Origin of the sequence: Paraburkholderia sp. BCC1884 (genome assembly GCF_900996225.1) — a bacterium.
GTDB lineage: Bacteria > Pseudomonadota > Gammaproteobacteria > Burkholderiales > Burkholderiaceae > Paraburkholderia.
In genome coordinates this window covers 94,176-114,427 of sequence record NZ_CAAJGL010000134.1, presented here as the reverse complement: position 1 = coordinate 114,427, position 20,252 = coordinate 94,176, and the positions used below count along the sequence as shown (strand labels likewise).

Here is a 20,252-nt window from a genome sequence, read left to right as displayed (position 1 = left end):
GCCGGAAACCATAGGAAACGGGTAAGACGAATGTCAATCGCGGAACCCGGGATTGCATCGTGATCCGGCCCAAAAAACAAATTCATTTATTAAATGAATAAATGCGCGACGCACCTGAATAGATCGAAGCACGGTCGTCCTGAATCGTATGCAAGTCGCGCGAGTTGGCGGACCCGACACGCGATGGTCTTACAATACGCTCACCTTGCCCAGGCCTTGCGTGCTCGCTGCCTCAACCCGGCGCGCCCATGGCGGCCGGCGCCGATAAAAACCCACCACCCGAGACCCATGACCCGAGACCCCCGCCTGACTCTCAACGCCCGGCAACAGGAATTGCTCGAGTGGGTGCAACGCGACGGCTTCGTGACCGTGGACGACCTCGCGGCCCACTTCGAGGTGACGCCGCAGACCATCCGCCGCGACGTCAACTGGCTCGCCGACATGAACCTGCTGCGCCGCTATCACGGCGGCGCCAGTCTGCCGACCAGCTCCGAAAACGTCTCGTACACGGCGCGTCAGCGTATGTTCCATGACGAGAAACGGCGCATCGCGGCGCTAGTGGCCACTCACATCCCCGATCAGGCGTCGCTGTTCATCAACCTCGGCACGACCACCGAGGAAGTCGCCCGCGCGCTCAACCGGCATCGCGGATTGCGCGTCATCACCAACAATCTGAACGTCGCCAGCATGATGAGCGGCTATCCGGATTGCGAGGTGCTGGTGACAGGCGGCATCGTGCGGCCGTGGGACAAAGGCATCGTCGGCGAACTGGCGATCGATTTCATCCGTCAGTTCAAGGTGGACTTCGCGATCATCGGCACGTCGGCGATCGAAACGGACGGCACGCTGCGCGACTTCGACACGCGCGAAGTGCGCGTGGCCGAGGCGATCATCGAGCACGCGCGGACCGTGTTTCTTGCCGCCGACAGTTCGAAATTCGGCCGCCCGGCGCTGGTTCGCCAGGGCCATCTCGATCAGATCGACGCGCTCTTTACCGATGTCGCTCCGCCCGCTGAAATGACCGAGACGCTCACCGCCGCCAACTGCCAGGTGTATGTCGCCGAATAAACGCCCGAACTTCGTCGAGCCGCGCTGAGCCATGCTGCACCGCACGCAAAACTTCGAGTGAAATCAAGGATCTGGCCGCGACTCCAAACCGCCTCTCCGGGGCCGATTTGTCAAAGGGAAAATTTACTGGGGCCCATTTGGTGTTTAACGTGCGGTTGACTACACTCCAGTTCCCCGGCGTCCGTTCCGCATTGCGCGTAGTGCCGGTTGCAGGAACCTGTCGTGTGAGCCGTATTCCCCGCCTGATCCTCTAGCGGACTTTCACTGGCTTTGGGCCAGTTGCCGGCAAGGCTGTCCGCGTTTGCTTGACATGGAGAGAACGATGCTGAGTCCGCATGAATTCGCCACGTTGTTACTCGTCAAGGACGCTCCGAATCAAGTCGACATGGAGCGCGAAGAACTCGACGCCCTGCTGGAACGCCAGTTGGTGCAACTCGAACGGCTCGCGTCGGGCAATGAACAATGGCGCGTGACCGAAACCGGCGACAACGCATTGCGGGCCATCAAACGTCTTTCCTAGTGTCGTTGCAATCCGGTTGCCAGGATCGGGCCGCGTCGGCCCGATCATTCATCTGTATGACGAGGACCGCCTCCCGGAGGCCGCCTCGCATTCCTCCCGTATCGAATCAGGACGGTGATCCGGTCCTGCTTCGTTGTGCCCGAGTCATTTACGCAGTAAATTAACGCGACGGACTTTTAGCCCTCGCGCATGCCCAAAATCCTCTCTGCCGACGACATCCAGCAATTCCGCGAAACCATGCGGCGTGTGGCCGAAAACGCGTTCGCAACGCGCGGCGCGCAAGGCGTGACGATGCGGGAGTTGGCAAAGGAACTGGGCTGCAGCGCGATGACGCCATACCGCTACTTCCGCGACAAGGACGACATTCTCGCGATGGTACGCGCCGCGGCATTCAATCGTTTCGCGGCGCGGCTCGAAGCCGCCGTGAACGATTTAGCCGAAACCGATCGCGCCGTGTTGAGCGACGCGTACGTAGCGTTCGCCCTCGACGAGCCACACGCGTATCGGCTGATGTTCGATCTGACTCAACAGGACGGCGCGTACCCCGAACTCGCCGCCGCGTCGCAACGTGCGTGGCGCATGCTCGCCGAGCACTTCGAGAGGCTCGTCGCGGCCGGCATTCTGGAGGGCGATCCGCGCTTGATCGGCTACGCGTATTGGGCGAGTCTGCACGGCTTTACCATGCTGGCGCTCGCAAACCAGTTGCCCATGCCACAGGCGCAGCAGACCGCCGCAGACAGCACGCCGACACGCGAGGCCGTGTTCGCCCAGATTCGCCGCATGTTGTGGCGCGGCGCGCTGGCATCGCCTGCCGAGCGCGTCGGTTAGCCTGTCCTAGCCGGCCCGCAAGGTCGGATCGACGGCCGCGCGCCAGCTGATCGCCTTCGCCCGCTGATCGATGAAGTACGCGACCCACTGATTACGCACTTGCGGATCGCCGCTCACGCCCTGAGCGGTATAGCGCTGCGCGATCGACGTCTGGAACGCGCAGTAATCGTCCTTCGACAGCTTGCCGCGCCGGCTCGCCACATAGGCGTCGAACAGCGTCGCATAAACGCCCTCGGCATCGCTGCCGTAATCGACTGCCTGCGTGCTGCACATCTGCTGCAAGGACGCGAACGACGGCGCGCCCATCGTACCGGTCAGGCTCGGCGAGCCGACGCATCCCGCGAGCAGCGTCACGGCGCCGATCATCAAAATTCCACGCATGAATTCACCTCGAAATGGCTGCTGCCGTGAGTATCGTCCGTGACCGTGCGTTGCGCCACCTCGCAGGCCATTTGATCGAGTGCGTTAGAGGATTGCCCAAACGAACCGAACTTTACTTTTTCGAATATGTTCATTAAAGTTCGCAAACGAACACTATCGGTTCGATAGGACATTCAACCGCTTTCTCGATTCGATTCGATCCAGGGGACACAGCCGGTGACGCAAGGCTCGAAGTACGATTTGCTCGTGGTGGGCGGCGGGATCAACGGCGCAGGCATCGCACGCGATGCGGCGGGCCGCGGCCTGTCGGTGCTGCTGTGCGAACAGGACGATCTGGCGGCGCATACCTCGTCGGCGAGCACCAAGCTGATTCACGGCGGCCTGCGCTACCTGGAATACCGCGAGTTCGGTCTGGTGCGCAAAGCGCTGCAGGAACGTGAAACGCTGCTGCGCGCCGCGCCGCACATCATGTGGCCGCTGCGCTTCGTGATGCCGCACATGCCCGATCTGCGCCCGGCGTGGATGATTCGCGCCGGCCTGTTCCTGTACGACCATCTGGCCAAACGCGACATGCTGCCGGGCTCGCGCGGCATCGTCATGCGCAACCATCCGGCGGGCGCGCCGCTCGTCGATTCGATCAAACGCGGTTTCGTGTACTCGGACGGCTGGGTCAACGACGCGCGTCTGGTCGTGCTGAACGCGCTGGACGCCGGGGAACACGGCGCGAAAATTCTCACCCGCACCAGGCTGCTGAGCGCGGTACGCGCGGGCGGCGAATGGCGCGCGCAACTCAAGCGCGCCGATGGCACGATCCTCGACGTGCGCGCCGCCGCGATCGCCAACGCCGCGGGCCCGTGGGTCGGCGAACTGCTGCAAGGCGCGCTGGGCCGCGCGGCGTCGCATAGCGTGCGGCTCGTGAAAGGCAGCCACATCGTCACACGGCGCCTGTTCGAACACGATCACGCGTACATCTTCCAGAATCCGGACAAGCGGATCATCTTCGCGATCCCGTACGAACACGATTACACGCTGATCGGCACCACGGATATCGAATACCGCGGCGACCCGGCCAAAGTCGCAATCACCGCTGAAGAAACGCAGTACCTGTGCGACTCCATCAACCGCTACTTCAAGCAGAAGATCTCGCCCGCCGACGTGCGCTGGACCTATTCGGGCGTGCGTCCGCTGCTCGAGGAAGAAGGCGCGGACAATCCCTCGGCCGTCACGCGCGATTACTCGCTCGAACTCGACGCCCCCGCTGGCGAAGCGCCTCTGCTCTCCGTGTTCGGCGGCAAGATCACCACCTTCCGCAAGCTCGCGGAAGAAGCCGTCGACAAGCTGACGCGTGCGCTGCATAACGACGCGTCCGCATGGACCGCCGGCGCGCCGTTGCCGGGTGGCGATATCCCGAACGCCAACTTCAACCGTTTCCTGACCGGACTCAAGCAACAGTACCCGTGGTTGCCGGCCGATCTGGCGCACCGCCTCGCCCGCGCCTACGGCACGCGCGTGAAGCACGTGCTCGGCGCCGCACGTTCGACCGCGGATCTCGGCCACGCTTTCGCGCCGGGTCTTTACGAAGCCGAACTGGCTTATCTGCGCGACACGGAATGGGCGCGCAGCGCGCAAGATGTGCTCTGGCGCCGCTCGAAACTCGGCTTGCATGTCGAACCCGGCACGCTCGACTCCATCACGCGCGAGATCGACGCCTGGTTTGCACGCGACGTCGTCCGGCAAAGCGCATGAGCGCGCGGCCGGCGAGCCGCTAGCGTGCGCGGCACACCGGTTGCCGCGCCACCCCCGTCAACCTGATCGTTTCACCGCTCGGCTGGATCAGGCTGGGACGCATCATCACTCGCTGTTGCTGCCCGCTTAAAACAACAAGCCGTTCCCGTCGCCGGTCAGCCGTCCGGCGATTCATAAAACACATGGAGAAGAGACAATGCAGGATCAGTACATCCTCGCGCTTGACCAAGGCACCACCAGCTCGCGCGCGATGCTGTTCGACCGGCTCGGCAACGTCGTGTCGACCGCTCAGAAGGAATTCCAGCAGATCTATCCGCGTCCGGGCTGGGTCGAACACGACCCGCAGGAAATCTGGTCGACGCAGGCGGGCGTCGCCGCCGAGGCCGTGACGCGTGCCGGCATGAACGGCACCTCGATTGCCGCGATCGGCATCACCAATCAACGCGAGACCACCATCGTGTGGGATCGCGAAACCGGTCACCCGATCTATAACGCGATCGTCTGGCAGGACCGCCGCACCGCCGACTTCTGCGACCAGCTCAAGGAGCAGGGTCTCGAAGAAAAAGTGCGCGCGAAAACCGGTCTGCCGATCGACTCGTATTTCTCGGCGACCAAGATCCGCTGGATTCTCGACAACGTCGAAGGCGCGCGCGAAAAGGCCAGGCAAGGACGTCTCGCCTTCGGCACGGTGGACAGCTGGCTGGTGTGGAATTTCACCAAGGGCGGCCTGCACGTCACCGACGTGACCAATGCGTCGCGCACCATGCTGTTCAACATCCACACGCTGAAGTGGGACGACGAACTGCTCGAAGCGCTCGACATTCCGCGCAACATGCTGCCGGAAGTACGGGCTTCGTCGGAAGTGTATGGGCCGACCAAGACCACCGTATTCGCCTCGAAGATTCCGCTCGCGGGCATTGCCGGCGACCAGCACGCCGCCCTGTTCGGCCAGATGTGCACGGAATCGGGCATGGTGAAGAACACCTACGGCACGGGCTGCTTCCTCGTGATGAACACCGGCGACAAGCCGATCGAATCGAAGAACAACCTCGTCACCACGATCGCCTGGCAGATCGGCGACCAGATCAACTACGCGCTCGAAGGCAGCATTTTCATCGGCGGCGCGGTGGTGCAGTGGCTGCGCGATGGACTCGGCATCATCAAGAATGCGGCTGAAATCGAAACCCTGGCGCGCAGCGTGTCGCATTCCGACGGCGTGTATCTGGTGCCCGCCTTCGCCGGCCTCGGTGCGCCGCACTGGAATGCGCGTGCGCGTGGCACGCTGTTCGGCGTGACGCGCGGCACGAGTTCGGCGCATATCGCCCGCGCGGCGCTCGACTCGATCGCCTATCAATCGCTGGATGTGCTCAAGGCGATGGAAGCCGACTCCGGCATTCGCATCGGCGAATTGCGCGTGGACGGCGGCGCCTGCGCGAACAATCTGCTGATGCAATTCCAGGCCGACATTCTCGGCGTGGATGCCGTGCGCCCGAAGGTCGCGGAAACCACCGCGCTGGGCGCGGCCTATCTGGCCGGCCTGGCTGTCGGCTACTGGAAAGACGTCGACGAACTGCAAAGCCAGTGGAAGCTCGACCGCCGCTTCACGCCCGCGCTGCCGCATGCCGACGTGAAGGGATGCCTCGACGGCTGGCAACGCGCGATCCGCGCCGCCAAAGCCTGGGCCGATACGCCCTGAGCGTCAGTCTGCGTCAATCAACTTTCGATATAAAACGAAGCCGCTGTTCACGCGGCTTCCCCAATAACTATATTTCGGATACCCAACAATGTCTCCTTACATTGCGGAATTCATCGGCACCGCCCTCGTGGTGCTGCTCGGCGACGGCGCCGTGGCCAACGTTCTGCTCGCACGGACCAAAGGCAAGGGCGCGGACCTGATCGTCATCGTGATGGGCTGGGCGATGGCGGTGTTCATCGCGGTCTACGTCACCGCATCGTTCAGCGGTGCACACCTGAATCCGGTCGTGACGATCAGTCTCGCACTCGCCGGCAAATTCGCCTGGGCGAAAGTGCCGGGCTACGTCGCGGCACAAATGCTCGGCGGCATGGCGGGCGCCCTGCTGGTGTGGATGGCCTATCGCCAGCACTTCGCGAAAGAAGGCGACGCGGACGTGAAGCTCGGCGTGTTCTGCACGTCGCCCGCGATTCGCAGCGTGCCGCACAATCTGTTCACGGAAATGATCGCCACTTTCGTGCTGATTCTCGGCGTGTTGTATCTGGCTTCGCCGCAAGTCGGACTGGGCGCGCTCGATGCGCTGCCGGTCGGCCTGCTGGTGCTCGGCATCGGCATCTCGCTCGGCGGCCCGACCGGTTACGCGATGAGCCCGGCGCGCGATCTCTCGCCGCGTCTGGTGCATGCGCTGCTGCCGATTCCCGGCAAGCGCGACAGCGACTGGAAGTATTCGTGGATTCCGGTCCTCGGTCCGCTGCTCGGCGGCGCGGCGGCGGCAGGTCTGTTTCTGGTTTTGCACGCGCACTGAAAGGCGGGCCGCAAAGCACGTATCATGATGCTTTCAATCTGCGCGCACGAGCTTGCAACTCGCTGGCTCATGCGCGCTCCGCTTTCCGTTCCAAGGCATGATCGACCACCTCATCTGTGACTGCGACGGCGTGCTCGTCGACAGCGAAATCATCGCTGACCGCGTGATGCTCGAAACCCTGAGCGCGACTTTCCCCGGCCTCGACTTCGAGCCGGTCGTCAAAACGGCGTTCGGTCAGCAGACCTCGCGCTTTCTCGAAGGCATCGAGAAGTCTTTCGACATCACCTTGCCGGCGAATTTCTTCGACACCATCGAACACAATGTCGAGCTCGAACTCGCGGCCTCGCTCAGCCCGATCAACGGCGTGCGCGAAGCCTTGCAACGCGTGACGCTGCCCGCGGCGGTGGTGTCGAACAGCCGTACGGCGCGGGTCAATGCGTCGGTGCGCCGCGCGGGTCTGCAGCAGATTTTCGGCGAGCGGATTTTCAGCGCCGAACAGGTGGAGCGGCCGAAGCCTTATCCGGACGTGTATCTGTTCGCGGCGAAGTCACTCGGCGTGGACCCGGCGCGCTGCATCGTGGTGGAAGACAGCATCGCGGGCCTGAATGCGGCGCGCGCAGCCGGTATGAAGACGATCGCGTTCGTCGGCGCGAGCCATATCCCCGAGGGTTACGCGGACGCGCTGCGCAACATGGGCATGACGCGGATCATGAAGCATATGGACGAATTGCCTGCGCTGGTCGAAGCGGGTGTACGCGGCGAGTTCGGCGACGTGCAGTCGTAGTCGCCTGACAAGCTGCTGCAATGAAAAAAGGCCGACTGTGAATGTTTTCACAGTCGGCCTTTGCGCTTCGCAGCCGCTCTAACGGCGTGACGCGTCGATCAGGCCTCGGCCGCCACGCATTCGCGCGCCTGCGCCAGCGCCTGACGGAACTCCACCAGTTCGGCGATCGTCAGTATCGGCAGATTGTGTTGCGCAGCGAAGCGCTCGACATCCGCGCCGCGCGTCATCGTACCGTCGGCGTTCATCAGTTCGCACAGCACGCCGGCCGGCTGCAGACCCGCGAGAATCGCCAGGTCGACGGTGCCTTCGGTGTGGCCACGGCGCGCCAGCACGCCACCGGGCGTCGCGCGCAGCGGGAACACGTGTCCCGGGCTGACGATGTCGGTCGGCTTGGCCTTGTCGGCGATGGCCGCGCGAATCGTCGTCACACGATCGAGCGCGGACACGCCGGTGGTGACGCCCTCACGTGCTTCGATCGACACCGTGAACGCGGTGCCGTATCGGCTCTCGTTGCTGAGCACCATCGGCGGCAATTCGAGCGCACGAACCTTCTCGTCGGCGAGGCACAGACAGACGATGCCGCTGCATTCGCGGATCAGCAAGGCCATGGTTTCAACGGAAAGACGCTCGGCCGAGACGATCAGATCGGCTTCGTTCTCGCGGTCGTGGTCGTCTTGCAGGACGACGGCGCGGCCATCGCGCATCGCCTGCAAGGCGGCGGCGATACGCGGCGGAACGGCTTCGGTGGCGAGCAGCGGAAGGTCGAGGACGGCATCGTCTGCAATCGTCGACGGAGCAGGAAAAGTAGCAAAGGACATAGTTGAAACGCTCATCGCAAAAGTTGGGCGAAAAACGTTTCAGGGCATTGCAAACAGACAAAGACGCGCCGCTGAACGCCGCGCAAAGCGACGCTCGCGCACCGCTGGGACAAGCCGCGGCGCTACGGAAACGAACATGACTATCTGCACATCTTCTTCCATCCGGACTCTAACCGTCGGCTCTGGCTTCTCACCAGATCTGCTGACCCCGCTTCGACCTTTCGAACTCGAAAGACCGCACGACACGGGCGCTCGCGGGCTCACCGGCTCACGCTTTCGCGTTGCCGGCATACCGCCGGTGGGGAATTTCGCCCCGCCCTGAAGACGCACTGATTGCCGGATTGACCGGCCGGCAAAGCATACAACAGTCGCGCCGAATCTGCAGCGCGACGCCTGCGGTTCAGACCGGCGTCTCTAAACCTGAAACGCGCCCGTCTGTGGATCAATCTTCAAACCGGCGCGGGCTCGCGCGGCGCTTCACGCAGCGTCTCGCGCTCCGCGGTTTCGTTGAGCGCGGGCACGTCCCAGCGCGGCGGCGTCTCTGCCTTCAAGGTCACGCGAAACGCACGCGCTTCGGTGTCGCCGGGATTGCGCAAACTATGCGGCTGGTCGGCGTCGAACACGATGGCGTCGCCCGTGGCGAGCAGTTGACGCTGGTCGTGCACGCTGACTTCGAGCGTGCCTTCGCTGACTACCAGATTCACCGTCGTGCCCGGCGCGCGGCGCGTACCGGCTTCGGTGTGCAAGGCCGCGATCCGCAATTCGTGAAACTCGATGGCGCCCGGCTCGGCGTCGGGATACAGCGGCCGCGCCGAGTAACGCCCATTCGAACTGACGACGCGCGACGAACGCTCCGCCGGCAAGTGTTCGAAACCATTGGTCGCATGACGCCGCAAAAACGCCGCCACCGACACCTTCAACGCCGCCGCCACCTTGCACAGCACCTTGATGGACGGCACGCTACGCGCCGATTCGATCTGCGCGAGCATCGCACGCGAAACGCCGGAAGCGCGGGCCAAAGCATCGAGCGACAATTGCCGCTCGGCGCGCAGACGGGCGAGATTCACGCCGACCAGATGTTCGAGTGCATCGAAGGGTTCTGCGACACGCGGCGCCGTCCCGGCATCGGCCGTGGCGTCGCGAACCAGCGCAAGCGGGGAATGCATGATTGCCTCCAGGAGCGCCGCCGGAAGGCGGGCAAGCGGTTAGTGGAAGCAAGATAGCATCGCGTCCGGCCGCGCCCAACGAAGTTATCTTCACACTGTTATCAGCATTGCGGAGGACGATTCTCGCAAAGCTTGTGCGAATTTTTCATATGGAGGCAGACGGCCGCCGCGCACGTCAGACGCCTTCCTGCGCACCCACGCGTTGCACGCTACCCGGCGCGCGCGGCGCATCCCTGCGGGACGCGAACCACGTCAGCAGCAAGGCCACCACGCTGACCGCGGCGGCAACCCACGGCAGGGTATCGAGCGCGTAGCCGTGATTGATCACCAGACCGCCCAGCCACGCGCCGCCCGCATTGCCGACGTTGAACGCGCCAATGTTGAGCGTCGAAGCCAGATTCGGCGCGGCTGCGGCTTTCTCGACCACGCGCATCTGCAACGGCGGCACCGTCGCGAACGCCGCGATGCCCCACACGAAAATCGTGATCGCCGCCGCCACCTGCGAGTGACTGGTGTGCGCGAAGATCGCCATCACCACGGCCAGCGCGACCAGAATGCCCATCAGCGAGGGCATCAGCGCGCGGTCCGCGAGTTTGCCACCCACGGTGTTGCCGATCGTCAGACCCACGCCGAACAGCACCAGAATCAGCGTCACGCCGCGCGGCGAGAAACCGCTTACCTGCTCCAGAATCGGCGCGATATACGTGAACACGACGAACACGCCGCCGAAGCCGAGCACCGTCATCGCGAGCGCGGTCCAGACTTGCGGGTCTTTCAGCACGCGTACTTCATGGCCGAGGCCGACCGGACCGGAATCGTGGCGATTCGGCACCAGCGCCGTGACGCCCAGCAGCGACAGCACGCCAAACGCACTGACGATCCAGAACGCCGCGCGCCAGCCGAACTCCTGCCCGACGAAAGTACCGAACGGCACGCCGAGCACGTTCGCGAGCGTCAGGCCGGTGAACATCAGCGCAATCGCACTGGCGCGTTTTTCGGACGGTACGAGCGAAGCCGCCACCACGGCGCCGATGCCGAAGAACGACCCATGCGCGAACGACGTCACCACCCGCGCGATCATCAGCACGGAATAGCTCGACGCAATCGCACACAGCGTATTGCCGACGATGAACACACCCATCAGCAGCTGCAACGCGAGCTTGCGCGGCATCTTGCTGGTCACCACCGCCAACAGCGGCGCGCCGACCGCGACGCCGAGCGCATAACCGCTCACCAGCAAGCCCGCCGACGGAATCGACACGGCCAGATCGTGCGCGACTTCGGGCAGCAGGCCCATGATGACGAATTCGGTCGTACCGATCGCGAATGCGCTAATCGCTAGCGCCAGTAATGGAATGGGCATTTTTTTCTCCAGATCCTAGAAATGAGTGTGATGCAGCGCCGTCACGAATTCGACGACGACGCCTGGTGCAAGCGCCACGAACGCCTGCACCTCGGCTTGTTGCGGCCACCTCGGCGGGACTTGCGCGGTCTGGTATTCGACGTCGGCCGCGTGCAACCGCGCGAGCAGCGCCTGCCATTCGGCGGCGCTCTCCAGACGGAAGGCAATGTGGTCGATACGCGGCGCCGCCCGCCCCACCTCGGCCGGCACGGTCGCCTCGATCAGGTGGATCACGGGACGGCCGTTCGCATACAACCAGTAGCCATCGACCGAAAACGGCGGACGCGCGCCCTCGACCAATCCGACGACGTCGACGAAAAAACGTCGCGCGGTGTCGAGCTCAGCGGTGACGATCGTCGCGTGATCGAGTTGCATGATGTTAGGCGGCTCTGCGCAAGGCATTAGGGTTTTCGAGGATGTGATTGTCGGCGCTGAGCGTTGTTTTGAGAATGGGCGTAGCATTTGAAGCATTTTCAAAATTCTTTTGAAAGCCACGCAATGGACAACCTCGGTGACATCCGCCTCTTCGTCGAAGCGGCGCAGCAAGGCAGCCTGTCGGCGGCGGGCCGCAAGATGGGTTTGACGCCGGCCGCCGCGAGTGCGCGCCTCGCCAAGCTCGAAGCGGGTCTGAAGGCGCGCCTGTTCGAGCGCACCACCCGTCAGTTGCGGCTCACCGACGAAGGCCGTCTGTACCTGAACTGCTGCCGCCAGGCGCTGCAATCGCTGGACGACGCCGAAGCCGCCCTGCAGGCCGGCCAGGGCGTGGTACGCGGCAAGGTGCGCGTGTCGGCGACCTCGGATTTCGGCCGCAATCTGCTGATGCACTGGCTCGACGAGTTCAATCTGCTGTATCCGGACGTGACTTTCGCGTTGACGTTGTCGGACTCGCTCGCCAATCTCGTGCAGGAGGACATCGATCTGGCGATCCGCTTCGGCGTGCCGCAGGACAGTTCGCTGGTGGCTCGCAAGCTGGCGCCGAATCGACGGGTGCTGTGCGCGTCGCCGGAATACATCGCGCGCAAGGGCGAGCCGAAAGACCCGCAAGACCTGGCCAATTTCGACTGCATCGTGCTGGGCACCGCATCCGGGATGGCAAACGAGTGGCGCTTCACGCGCGGCGACGAAGTGCAGCACTACAGCGTGCCGTTCGAAACAGCCCGCGAAACCAACGACGGCGCCGTGGCCCGCGAATGGGCGCTGCGCGGCTACGGCATTGCGATCAAATCGATGTGGGACGTGGAAGCGGATTTACGCTCCGACGGTCTGAAGATTCTGCTGCCCGAATGGCGCTATCCGGACGCGCCGCTGCACGCGCTGTACCACCGCAACCGCTTCATGGCGCCGCGCGTGCGCGTGCTGCTGGACTTCCTGAGCGAGCGCTTCGCGCAGGTATCGGACGAACTGGAAGGCCTGCTGGGCTTGCCGCCGGAGCGGCCGCGCCGCGCCGCGGGCGCTGAAGCCGTCTCCGGTGAAGGGCTATAATATCGAGTTACGCAGCCGTTTTTGCCTCGCGGCCCTCGCCCGCACGTTGCGCCCCACTTCACCTTTTAAAGACGCCCCCAGGTTAACCACTGCGACCGGCGAAATTCGATGACCAAGAAAGTTTATGTAAAGACCTTTGGCTGCCAGATGAACGAGTACGACTCCGACAAGATGGTCGACGTACTCGGCGCGGCCGAAGGACTCGTCAAGACCGACACGCCGGAAGACGCGGACGTCATTCTGTTCAACACCTGTTCGGTGCGCGAAAAAGCCCAGGAAAAGGTCTTCTCCGACCTCGGCCGCGTGCGCGAGCTGAAGGAAGCGAATCCGAATCTGATCATCGGCGTGGGCGGCTGCGTGGCGAGCCAGGAAGGCGCGGCGATCGTGGCGCGCGCGCCGTACGTCGATCTGGTGTTCGGTCCGCAAACGCTGCACCGTCTGCCGCAAATGATCGACAAGCGCCGCGAAAGCGGCCGCGCGCAGGTGGACATCTCGTTTCCGGAAATCGAAAAGTTCGACCACCTGCCGCCGGCGCGCGTCGACGGTCCGAGCGCGTTCGTGTCGATCATGGAAGGCTGCAGCAAATACTGCAGCTACTGCGTCGTGCCGTACACACGGGGCGAGGAAGTGTCGCGCCCGATGGACGACGTGCTCACCGAAATCGCCGGACTCGCCGACCAGGGCGTGCGTGAAGTCACGTTGCTCGGCCAGAACGTGAACGCTTATCGTGCGGGCATCACGCTCGGCTCGACCGATATCGTCGACTTCGCTCAGTTGATCGAGTACGTCGCGGATATTCCGGGCATCGAACGGATTCGCTACACCACCTCGCATCCGAAGGAATTCACGCAGCGCCTGATCGACACCTACGCCAAGGTGCCGAAGCTCGTCAGCCATCTGCATCTGCCGGTACAGCACGGCTCGGACCGTATCCTGATGGCGATGAAGCGCGGCTACACGGTGCTCGAATACAAGTCGGTGATCCGCAAGCTGCGCGCGATCCGTCCGGACCTGTCGCTGTCCACCGACATGATCGTCGGCTTCCCCGGCGAGACCGAAGAAGACTTCGACAAGATGATGGCGCTCGTGCACGAGATGCAGTACGACACCAGCTTCTCGTTCATCTACAGCCCGCGTCCCGGCACGCCGGCCGCGAATCTGCACGACGACACGCCGCGCGAAGTGAAGCTCAAACGGCTGCAACATCTGCAGGCCACCATCGAAGAAAACGTGCAGCGCATCAGCGATTCGATGGTCGGCAAGGTCGAGCGCATTCTGGTCGAGCGCCCGGCGCGCAAGGACCCGAACGAACTCGCGGGCCGCACGCAGAACAACCGGGTGGTGAATTTCCCGGTGCCGGTCGCCTCGCACGCGCGCCTGATCGGCCAGATGGTGGACGTGAAAATCGTCCATGCGTACCCACATTCGCTACGTGGCGAGCTCGTGCTGGTGCATGACGACGCCGCCAACACCCATTAAGCGACGCCAACCCGCGCCTCGAAACCGACAGGATCGACCCACCGCCTTGAAGACCGCTCAGCAGCACCTGGAATTCACCGCTCCGCACGACGACAACGCGCGGCTCGCCAACCTCTGCGGACCGCTCGACGAAAATCTGCGGCAGATCGAGCAGGCGCTCGACGTGACGCTGCAGCGCCGCGGCCACCGCATCACGATTCGCGGGCGTGGCGCGAAACTCGCGCTCACCGCACTCGAAAACTTCTACGACAAGGCGCGCGCTCCGCTGTCGATGGACGACATCCAGCTCGCGCTCGTCGAAGTGCGTCACCCGGCGCGGCATCGGCCGAACGGCCTCGGTAACGGCGCGGGCGACGAAGCAGCCGACCCGCGGTTCCCGGGCAATCCCGATCATCCGTTCGACCAGCCCGCCGACACCGGCGCGGAAGACCTCGACGAGCTCGGCCCGAAACTGTACACGCGGCGCGCCGATCTGCGCGGCCGCACGCCGGCGCAGCGTGAGTATCTGAAACAGATCGTCTCGCACGACGTGACCTTCGGCATCGGTCCGGCCGGCACCGGTAAGACGTACCTGGCGGTGGCCTGCGCCGTGGATGCGCTGGAGCGCGATCAGGTCAAACGCATCGTGCTGACGCGCCCGGCAGTCGAAGCCGGCGAACGCCTCGGCTTTCTGCCGGGCGATCTGGCGCAGAAGGTCGATCCGTATCTGCGGCCTTTGTACGACGCGCTGTACGACCTGCTCGGCTTCGACAAAACCGCCAAGATGTTCGAGCGGCAGATGATCGAAATCGCGCCGCTCGCGTACATGCGCGGGCGCACGCTGAACCACGCGTTCATCATCCTCGACGAAGCGCAGAACACCACGCCCGAACAGATGAAGATGTTCCTCACGCGGATCGGCTTCGGCTCGAAAGCGGTGGTCACCGGCGACACGACTCAGGTCGACTTGCCGCGCGGCCACAAGAGCGGGCTGATCGAGGCGCAGCAGGTGCTCACGGACGTGCGCGGCATTGCGCTCACGCGCTTTACGAGCGCGGACGTGGTGCGGCATCCGCTGGTCGCGCGAATTGTGGAGGCGTACGATGCGCATTCGCAGAAAACCGCCGGTCCGGCGGATTCACGCTGAGCGCAGGCATCCCGTGCACCACACGCAACGAACGCAACACGACGAAACCGCATGAGCCGCGCCCCGAAACTGACGTTGAATCTGCAATTCCCCGCTGCCAAGGCCTTTGCGGAACACAAGGCGCTGCTGCCGCGCGCCACGGTGGCCGGCTGGATCAAGGCGGCGTTGTTTGCGGACGGTGAGCTGACCGTGCGTTTCGTCGATGCCGAAGAAGGCCGCACGCTGAACCGCACTTACCGCGGCAAGGATTATTCGACCAACGTGCTGACCTTCGCCTACGCCGAATCGGAAGACGATCCGGTCACGGGCGATCTGATCCTGTGCTGCCCGGTGGTCGAGAAGGAAGCCGCCGAGCAGGGCAAACCGCTCCTTGCGCATTACGCGCATCTGCTGGTGCACGGCACGCTCCACGCCCAGGGCTACGACCACGAAGTCGAGGAAGAAGCCGAGGAAATGGAAGCGATCGAAACGGAAATCCTCGGCAAGCTCGGCTTTCCCGATCCTTACCAATAGTCGCCGGCCGATTCCCGTGAGCACCTCTTCCCCCGCAGCCAATTCCCGCCCGCCCTGCCCCGATTATCCGCCGGCGCTCGGCGATTCGCGGCTGTTGACGGACGAGGAACTGCGGGCGTCGCTCGATTGCACGTTGCGCGACTGGGACCGCAAGAGCGACCTGTGGCTATTCGGCTATGGTTCGCTGATCTGGAACCCCGGTCTGCCGACCGTCGAAGCGACCCGCTCCAAAGTGCATGGTTACCACCGCGGGCTGTATCTGTGGTCGCGCGTGAATCGCGGTACGCCCGAACAGCCGGGGCTCGTGCTCGCGCTCGATCGCGGCGGCTCGTGCACCGGCATCGCCTTCCGCATGTCGGCCGAAGGTGCGATGCCGCATCTCGAAGCGCTCTGGCGCCGTGAAATGGCGATGGGCTCGTATCGTCCGGCGTGGCTGCCCTGCGTGCTCGCCGACGGCCGGCGCGTCGATGCGCTAGCCTTCGTGATGCGCCGCGACGTGCCCAGCTACACCGGCAAGTTGCGCGACGACATCGTCAAGGCGGTGTTCGGCTGTGCGAGCGGCCGTTACGGCACGACGCTCGACTACGTCAGCCGCACCGTGCATGCGCTGCGCGAAAGCGGCATGCCGGACCGCGCGCTGGAAGCGCTGCTCGAACGGTGCCGCGCGCAAGGCTGCGAGTAAGCGGGCTTGTCGACCCTACGCCGCCGCGAATGAGCCGTCACCAGGCTTTTTTGCTTCACAGCCCGCTTCGCCGCGTAATCAGTTAGGATTGACCCACGCTTTGCCCGCGCGGCAGAGCCGTTTGACCCCTGCTTCACCCATCGCCCAGCCCGGCGGGACACGGTCCTGCCATGTGCCTGGTGTATCCTTAATGCTCTGCAACAGCGCGCCCAGTCTCGCCGGGCGCACTACCATGAACGAAACGTATCCCAGTCGACGCCAAATCGACAAACCGCAAGAAAAGCGCTCCCTCCTCGAGCGTCTGACCGACTTTATCTCGCCCGAGCCCGACTCGCGCGCCGAGCTTCTGGAAATCCTGCAGGACGCGCACGAGCGCAACCTGATCGACGCCGACTCGCTGTCGATGATCGAAGGCGTGTTCCAGGTGTCCGAACTCAGTGCCCGCGACATCATGGTGCCGCGCGCGCAAATGGACGCGATCAACATCGCGGACAGTCCCGCCGAATTCATTCCCTACGTGCTGGAAAAAGCGCACTCGCGCTACCCGGTGTTCGAAGGCAATCGCGACAACATCATCGGCGTGCTGCTCGCCAAAGACCTGCTGCGCTACTACGCCGAAGAAGAATTCGACGTGCGCGGCATGCTGCGGCCCGCCGTGTTCATCCCCGAATCGAAGCGTCTGAATGTGCTGCTGCACGACTTCCGCGTGAATCGCAATCACCTCGCGGTGGTGGTCGACGAATACGGCGGCGTGGCCGGTCTGATCACGATCGAAGACGTGCTGGAACAGATCGTCGGCGACATTGAAGACGAATACGATTTCGACGAGGAAAGCGGCAACATCATCGCCTCGCCGGACGGCCGTTTCCGCGTGCGCGCGCTGACCGAGATCGAGCAGTTCAACGAAGCCTTCGGCACGCACTACCCGGACGACGAAGTCGACACGATCGGCGGACTCGTCACGCATCATTTCGGACGGGTGCCGCATCGCGGCGAAAAGGTCCGTCTCGACGATCTGATCTTCGAGATTCTGCGCGGCGACGCCCGCCAGATTCACATGCTGCTGGTGCGCCGCGATCCGCTGGCTGGTCAGCGCGAGCGCGAAGCACAGCACGTGCAGACCTGATCCGGCTATTTGCCAGGGATCGTCGCTGGTTCTTTCCTCGCTTCATCAACTCCTCACGCCGACCGCGCAACAATGGCCGACCCGATTTCCTCCCGTTCGCGCCGCGGCGTGAGTGCTTCTGCCGCAGAAGGCTCGCGCAGCCGCACCTTGCCCCGCTGGCATTACCTCGTCGCCCTGATTGCCGGCGCGGCCAACACGCTCTCGTTCGCGCCCACGCCGCATGGCGGCTGGCTCGAACTCGCGATCTTCGTGTTCTTCTTTGCGTGGCTCACGCGCAGCACCGGCTGGAAAAGCGCCGCGCTGACGGGCGGCGCTTTCGGCTTCGGCAACTTCGTCAGCGGCGTGTGGTGGCTGTACGTCAGCATGCATTACTACGGCGGCATGGCCGCGCCGCTCGCAGGCGCGGCGGTAGTGCTGTTCTCGCTGTATCTGGCGGTGTATCCCGCACTGGCTGCCGGCGTCTGGTCGTTCTGCGCGGGTCACGCGCGCAACGGCGCTTCCGACGAGCGCGCGCCGTTCTCGCCGACGTGGCACGGTGCGCTCGCTTTTGCGAGCGCCTGGGCGATCGGCGAATGGTTGCGCGGCACGGTGTTCACGGGTTTTCCGTGGCTCGCCAGCGGTTACGCGCAAGTGGACGGCCCGTTCGCCGGCTTCGCGCCGGTGGCGGGCGTGTACGGCGTCGGCTGGGCGCTCGCGCTCGCTGCGGCGCTGATCGTGCAGGCGCTGTTGCCGCTGCTGTCGTCGCGTGAACCGGCAAATGCCGGCGAACGACCGCGTGGCGCGCGCATCGCCGTGCCCGGCGCATTCGCTGTCGCGCTGATCGCAGCCGGGCTGTTGCTGCCGCTCGTGCAATGGACCGTGCCGGCCAATGCGCCGCTCACGGTGCGTCTGCTACAAGGCAACGTCAAACAGGAAATGAAGTTCGAGGAATCCGGCATGCGTGCCGCGATCGACCAGTATCAGCAGATGATTACCTCGAAGCCGGCCGATCTGATCGTCACGCCGGAAACCGCGATTCCCGTGCTCGCGCAGCAGTTGCCCGCGCCGTTTGCCTCGGCGGTGCGCAACTTCGCGGACTCGACCGGCAGCGCGATCCTGTTCGGCGCGATCGGCGGCACGATCACCCCCGAAGGCCAGGTGATCGACTACACGAACAGCCTGTTCGGCGTCACACCCGGCTCGCGCGACGTGTACCGCTACGACAAACACCACCTCGTGCCGTTCGGCGAGTTCGTGCCGTGGGGCTTCCACTGGTTCGTCAATCTGATGAGCATTCCGCTGGGCGACTTCTTCCGCGGGCCGCCCGTGCAGAAGCCGTTCATGGTGCACAACCAGCCGGTGGCCGTGGACATCTGCTACGAAGACATTTTCGGCGAAGAGATTGCACGGACCATTCGCGAAAGCGATACGCCTGCCGGCGTGCTGGTCAATTCGACCAACCTGGCCTGGTTCGGCGACACGATCGCGCTCGACCAGCATCTGCAGATCGCGCGCATGCGCTCGCTCGAAACCGGCCGGCCGATGCTGCGCGCGACCAACACCGGCATGACCGCCGCCATCGACGCGAACGGCAAGGTGCTCGGCCGCCTGAAGCCCTATACGATCGGCTCGCTCGACGTCACGGTGCAAGGCACCGCCGGCAGCACGCCCTACGTGACGAGCGGCAACAACACCGTGCTGGCGATTTCAGCGCTGCTGCTGGCTTTTGGATTCGCGTTCGGGCCGGGCATCACGCGGCGGCGCAACGGCGCAAAGTAAGCGTCCGTGCCGTCAGTGGCAGGTTTCGATAGATAAAAAAATGCGCCTGACATAGCAGGCGCATTTTTTACCCGGCGTTTGCGTCGACTCAGTTCGCGGGCGCCGTGTCGATGAACGACTGACGCAGCGACAGCTTCTGGAAATGCTTGTCCAGATTCGGATGCGCCTCGCGCCAGTTCAATTCGGGCGAGCGGAAATCCAGATAGCCGAGCGCGCAGCCCACGGCGATATCCGCGAGCGTGTAGTGATTACCCGCGCACCATGGCTTGCTGCCCAGTCCCTGCGCCATCGCCACCAACGCTTCGTCGATCTTGAGTTGCTGCCGCGCGACCCACGCGTCCACGCGTTGCTCGGGCGAGCGCTGGGTGCTTTCGAGCCGAATCAGCACGGCTGCGTCCAGCACGCCATCGGCGAGCGCTTCCCAGCAACGCACCTCGACCCGCTCGCGGCCCGACTGCGGAATCAGCTTGCCGACCGGCGAGAGCGTATCCACGTACTCACAGATCACGCGCGAGTCGAACACCGCTTCGCCGTCTTCCATCACGAGACACGGCACCTTGCCGAGCGGATTGAAGGTGTGAATCTGGGTATCCGGCGCCCAAACATTTTCGGGCACCAGCTCGTAGTCGATCCTCTTGTCGGCCAGCACGATCCGCGCTTTACGCACGTAGGGGCTGGCGAGCGAACCGATGAGTTTCATCATGACCATCTGCCTTTTCCTGAATCCGGCGAAAGTATAAGTGGTCCGCCCCGTTCGCGAGTGCATGGCGTCCGCTCGAGAGCCGCATGGAGACTCGCTGTGGATGGATTGCAACATGACCGCCCTTGCCCGCTCGTCACCTTGTTCGCCGGATCGGGGCAAAATGGCGCTTTGC

20 protein-coding genes and 1 riboswitch are annotated in these 20,252 nt (G+C 64.0%); of the genes, 14 read left to right on the top strand and 6 right to left on the bottom strand.

The features are described 5' to 3' along the window. Positions 1–288 precede the first annotated feature (288 nt). From FQ705_RS29830 to FQ705_RS29820, 3 genes are all read left to right on the top strand, one after another. On the top strand, positions 289–1,068 hold the full coding sequence (locus tag FQ705_RS29830) for a DeoR/GlpR family DNA-binding transcription regulator (RefSeq protein ID WP_144147907.1): 780 nt from the start codon (positions 289–291) through the stop codon (positions 1,066–1,068). 322 nt (positions 1,069–1,390) lie between these two features. Beyond that, a complete protein-coding gene (locus FQ705_RS29825) occupies positions 1,391–1,588 on the top strand; it encodes a hypothetical protein (RefSeq protein WP_186308071.1) in 198 nt (65 codons plus the stop codon). A 189-nt stretch (positions 1,589–1,777) separates the two neighbouring features. Beyond that, positions 1,778–2,416 (top strand): TetR/AcrR family transcriptional regulator, encoded by a 639-nt coding sequence (locus tag FQ705_RS29820; RefSeq protein ID WP_144147902.1) that lies wholly within the window; start codon positions 1,778–1,780, stop codon positions 2,414–2,416. Positions 2,417–2,422: 6 nt separating this feature from the next. Here the strand turns inward: FQ705_RS29820 and FQ705_RS29815 are convergent, their stop codons facing one another. Beyond that, positions 2,423–2,797, bottom strand: a complete 375-nt coding sequence (locus FQ705_RS29815; RefSeq protein WP_144147900.1) for a hypothetical protein — start codon at positions 2,795–2,797, stop codon at positions 2,423–2,425. 216 nt (positions 2,798–3,013) lie between these two features. Here FQ705_RS29815 and glpD point away from each other — a divergent pair, with 216 nt between their 5' ends. From glpD to FQ705_RS29795, 4 genes are all read left to right on the top strand, one after another. Continuing rightward, positions 3,014–4,543: a glycerol-3-phosphate dehydrogenase gene (glpD, locus tag FQ705_RS29810; RefSeq protein ID WP_144147898.1), complete on the top strand. Its 1,530-nt coding sequence runs from the start codon at positions 3,014–3,016 to the stop codon at positions 4,541–4,543. Positions 4,544–4,739: 196 nt separating this feature from the next. Beyond that, positions 4,740–6,239, top strand: a complete 1,500-nt coding sequence (glpK, locus tag FQ705_RS29805; protein WP_144147896.1) for a glycerol kinase GlpK — start codon at positions 4,740–4,742, stop codon at positions 6,237–6,239. Positions 6,240–6,327: 88 nt separating this feature from the next. Then, positions 6,328–7,041, top strand: a complete 714-nt coding sequence (locus tag FQ705_RS29800; protein ID WP_144147894.1) for an MIP/aquaporin family protein — start codon at positions 6,328–6,330, stop codon at positions 7,039–7,041. Positions 7,042–7,138: 97 nt separating this feature from the next. Further along, positions 7,139–7,825, top strand: coding sequence for an HAD family hydrolase (locus FQ705_RS29795; RefSeq protein WP_144147892.1), 687 nt, complete (start codon positions 7,139–7,141; stop codon positions 7,823–7,825). Between the two features lie 98 nt (positions 7,826–7,923). Here the strand turns inward: FQ705_RS29795 and ribB are convergent, their stop codons facing one another. The 4 genes from ribB to FQ705_RS29775 form a co-directional block, all read right to left on the bottom strand. Then, positions 7,924–8,643, bottom strand: coding sequence for a 3,4-dihydroxy-2-butanone-4-phosphate synthase (gene ribB, locus FQ705_RS29790; RefSeq protein WP_186308069.1), 720 nt, complete (start codon positions 8,641–8,643; stop codon positions 7,924–7,926). Positions 8,644–8,789: 146 nt separating this feature from the next. Further along, a riboswitch (FMN riboswitch) is annotated at positions 8,790–8,973 on the bottom strand. Between the two features lie 119 nt (positions 8,974–9,092). Then, positions 9,093–9,809 carry a helix-turn-helix domain-containing protein gene (locus FQ705_RS29785; protein ID WP_144147888.1) on the bottom strand — a complete coding sequence of 239 codons (717 nt, stop codon included), beginning with the start codon at positions 9,807–9,809 and terminating at the stop codon, positions 9,093–9,095. 175 nt (positions 9,810–9,984) lie between these two features. Further along, positions 9,985–11,172: an MFS transporter gene (locus tag FQ705_RS29780; RefSeq protein WP_144147886.1), complete on the bottom strand. Its 1,188-nt coding sequence runs from the start codon at positions 11,170–11,172 to the stop codon at positions 9,985–9,987. A gap of 15 nt (positions 11,173–11,187) precedes the next feature. After that, positions 11,188–11,586: a VOC family protein gene (locus FQ705_RS29775; RefSeq protein WP_144147884.1), complete on the bottom strand. Its 399-nt coding sequence runs from the start codon at positions 11,584–11,586 to the stop codon at positions 11,188–11,190. 123 nt (positions 11,587–11,709) lie between these two features. On the opposite strand from FQ705_RS29775, the gene FQ705_RS29770 reads away from it, so the two are divergent. The 7 genes from FQ705_RS29770 to lnt all read left to right on the top strand — a co-directional run bounded on the left by FQ705_RS29770 (position 11,710) and on the right by lnt (position 19,377). Further along, positions 11,710–12,693 (top strand): LysR family transcriptional regulator, encoded by a 984-nt coding sequence (locus tag FQ705_RS29770; protein ID WP_144147881.1) that lies wholly within the window; start codon positions 11,710–11,712, stop codon positions 12,691–12,693. Between the two features lie 108 nt (positions 12,694–12,801). Then, on the top strand, positions 12,802–14,172 hold the full coding sequence (gene miaB, locus FQ705_RS29765) for a tRNA (N6-isopentenyl adenosine(37)-C2)-methylthiotransferase MiaB (RefSeq protein WP_144147878.1): 1,371 nt from the start codon (positions 12,802–12,804) through the stop codon (positions 14,170–14,172). A 46-nt stretch (positions 14,173–14,218) separates the two neighbouring features. Further along, positions 14,219–15,298, top strand: a complete 1,080-nt coding sequence (locus FQ705_RS29760) for a PhoH family protein (RefSeq protein WP_144147875.1) — start codon at positions 14,219–14,221, stop codon at positions 15,296–15,298. A gap of 51 nt (positions 15,299–15,349) precedes the next feature. Continuing rightward, positions 15,350–15,811 carry an rRNA maturation RNase YbeY gene (gene ybeY, locus FQ705_RS29755; protein WP_144147872.1) on the top strand — a complete coding sequence of 154 codons (462 nt, stop codon included), beginning with the start codon at positions 15,350–15,352 and terminating at the stop codon, positions 15,809–15,811. A 16-nt stretch (positions 15,812–15,827) separates the two neighbouring features. After that, positions 15,828–16,493, top strand: a complete 666-nt coding sequence (locus tag FQ705_RS29750) for a gamma-glutamylcyclotransferase (RefSeq protein ID WP_144147869.1) — start codon at positions 15,828–15,830, stop codon at positions 16,491–16,493. Between the two features lie 232 nt (positions 16,494–16,725). After that, positions 16,726–17,619, top strand: coding sequence for an HlyC/CorC family transporter (locus tag FQ705_RS29745; RefSeq protein WP_144147866.1), 894 nt, complete (start codon positions 16,726–16,728; stop codon positions 17,617–17,619). A 72-nt stretch (positions 17,620–17,691) separates the two neighbouring features. Continuing rightward, complete coding sequence (lnt, locus tag FQ705_RS29740) at positions 17,692–19,377, top strand: apolipoprotein N-acyltransferase (RefSeq protein ID WP_144147863.1); 1,686 nt, start codon at positions 17,692–17,694, stop codon at positions 19,375–19,377. Between the two features lie 88 nt (positions 19,378–19,465). On the opposite strand, the gene FQ705_RS29735 is transcribed toward lnt, so the two are convergent. Next, positions 19,466–20,086, bottom strand: coding sequence for a glutathione S-transferase N-terminal domain-containing protein (locus tag FQ705_RS29735; protein ID WP_144147860.1), 621 nt, complete (start codon positions 20,084–20,086; stop codon positions 19,466–19,468). Between the last annotated feature and the right edge of the window lie 166 nt (positions 20,087–20,252).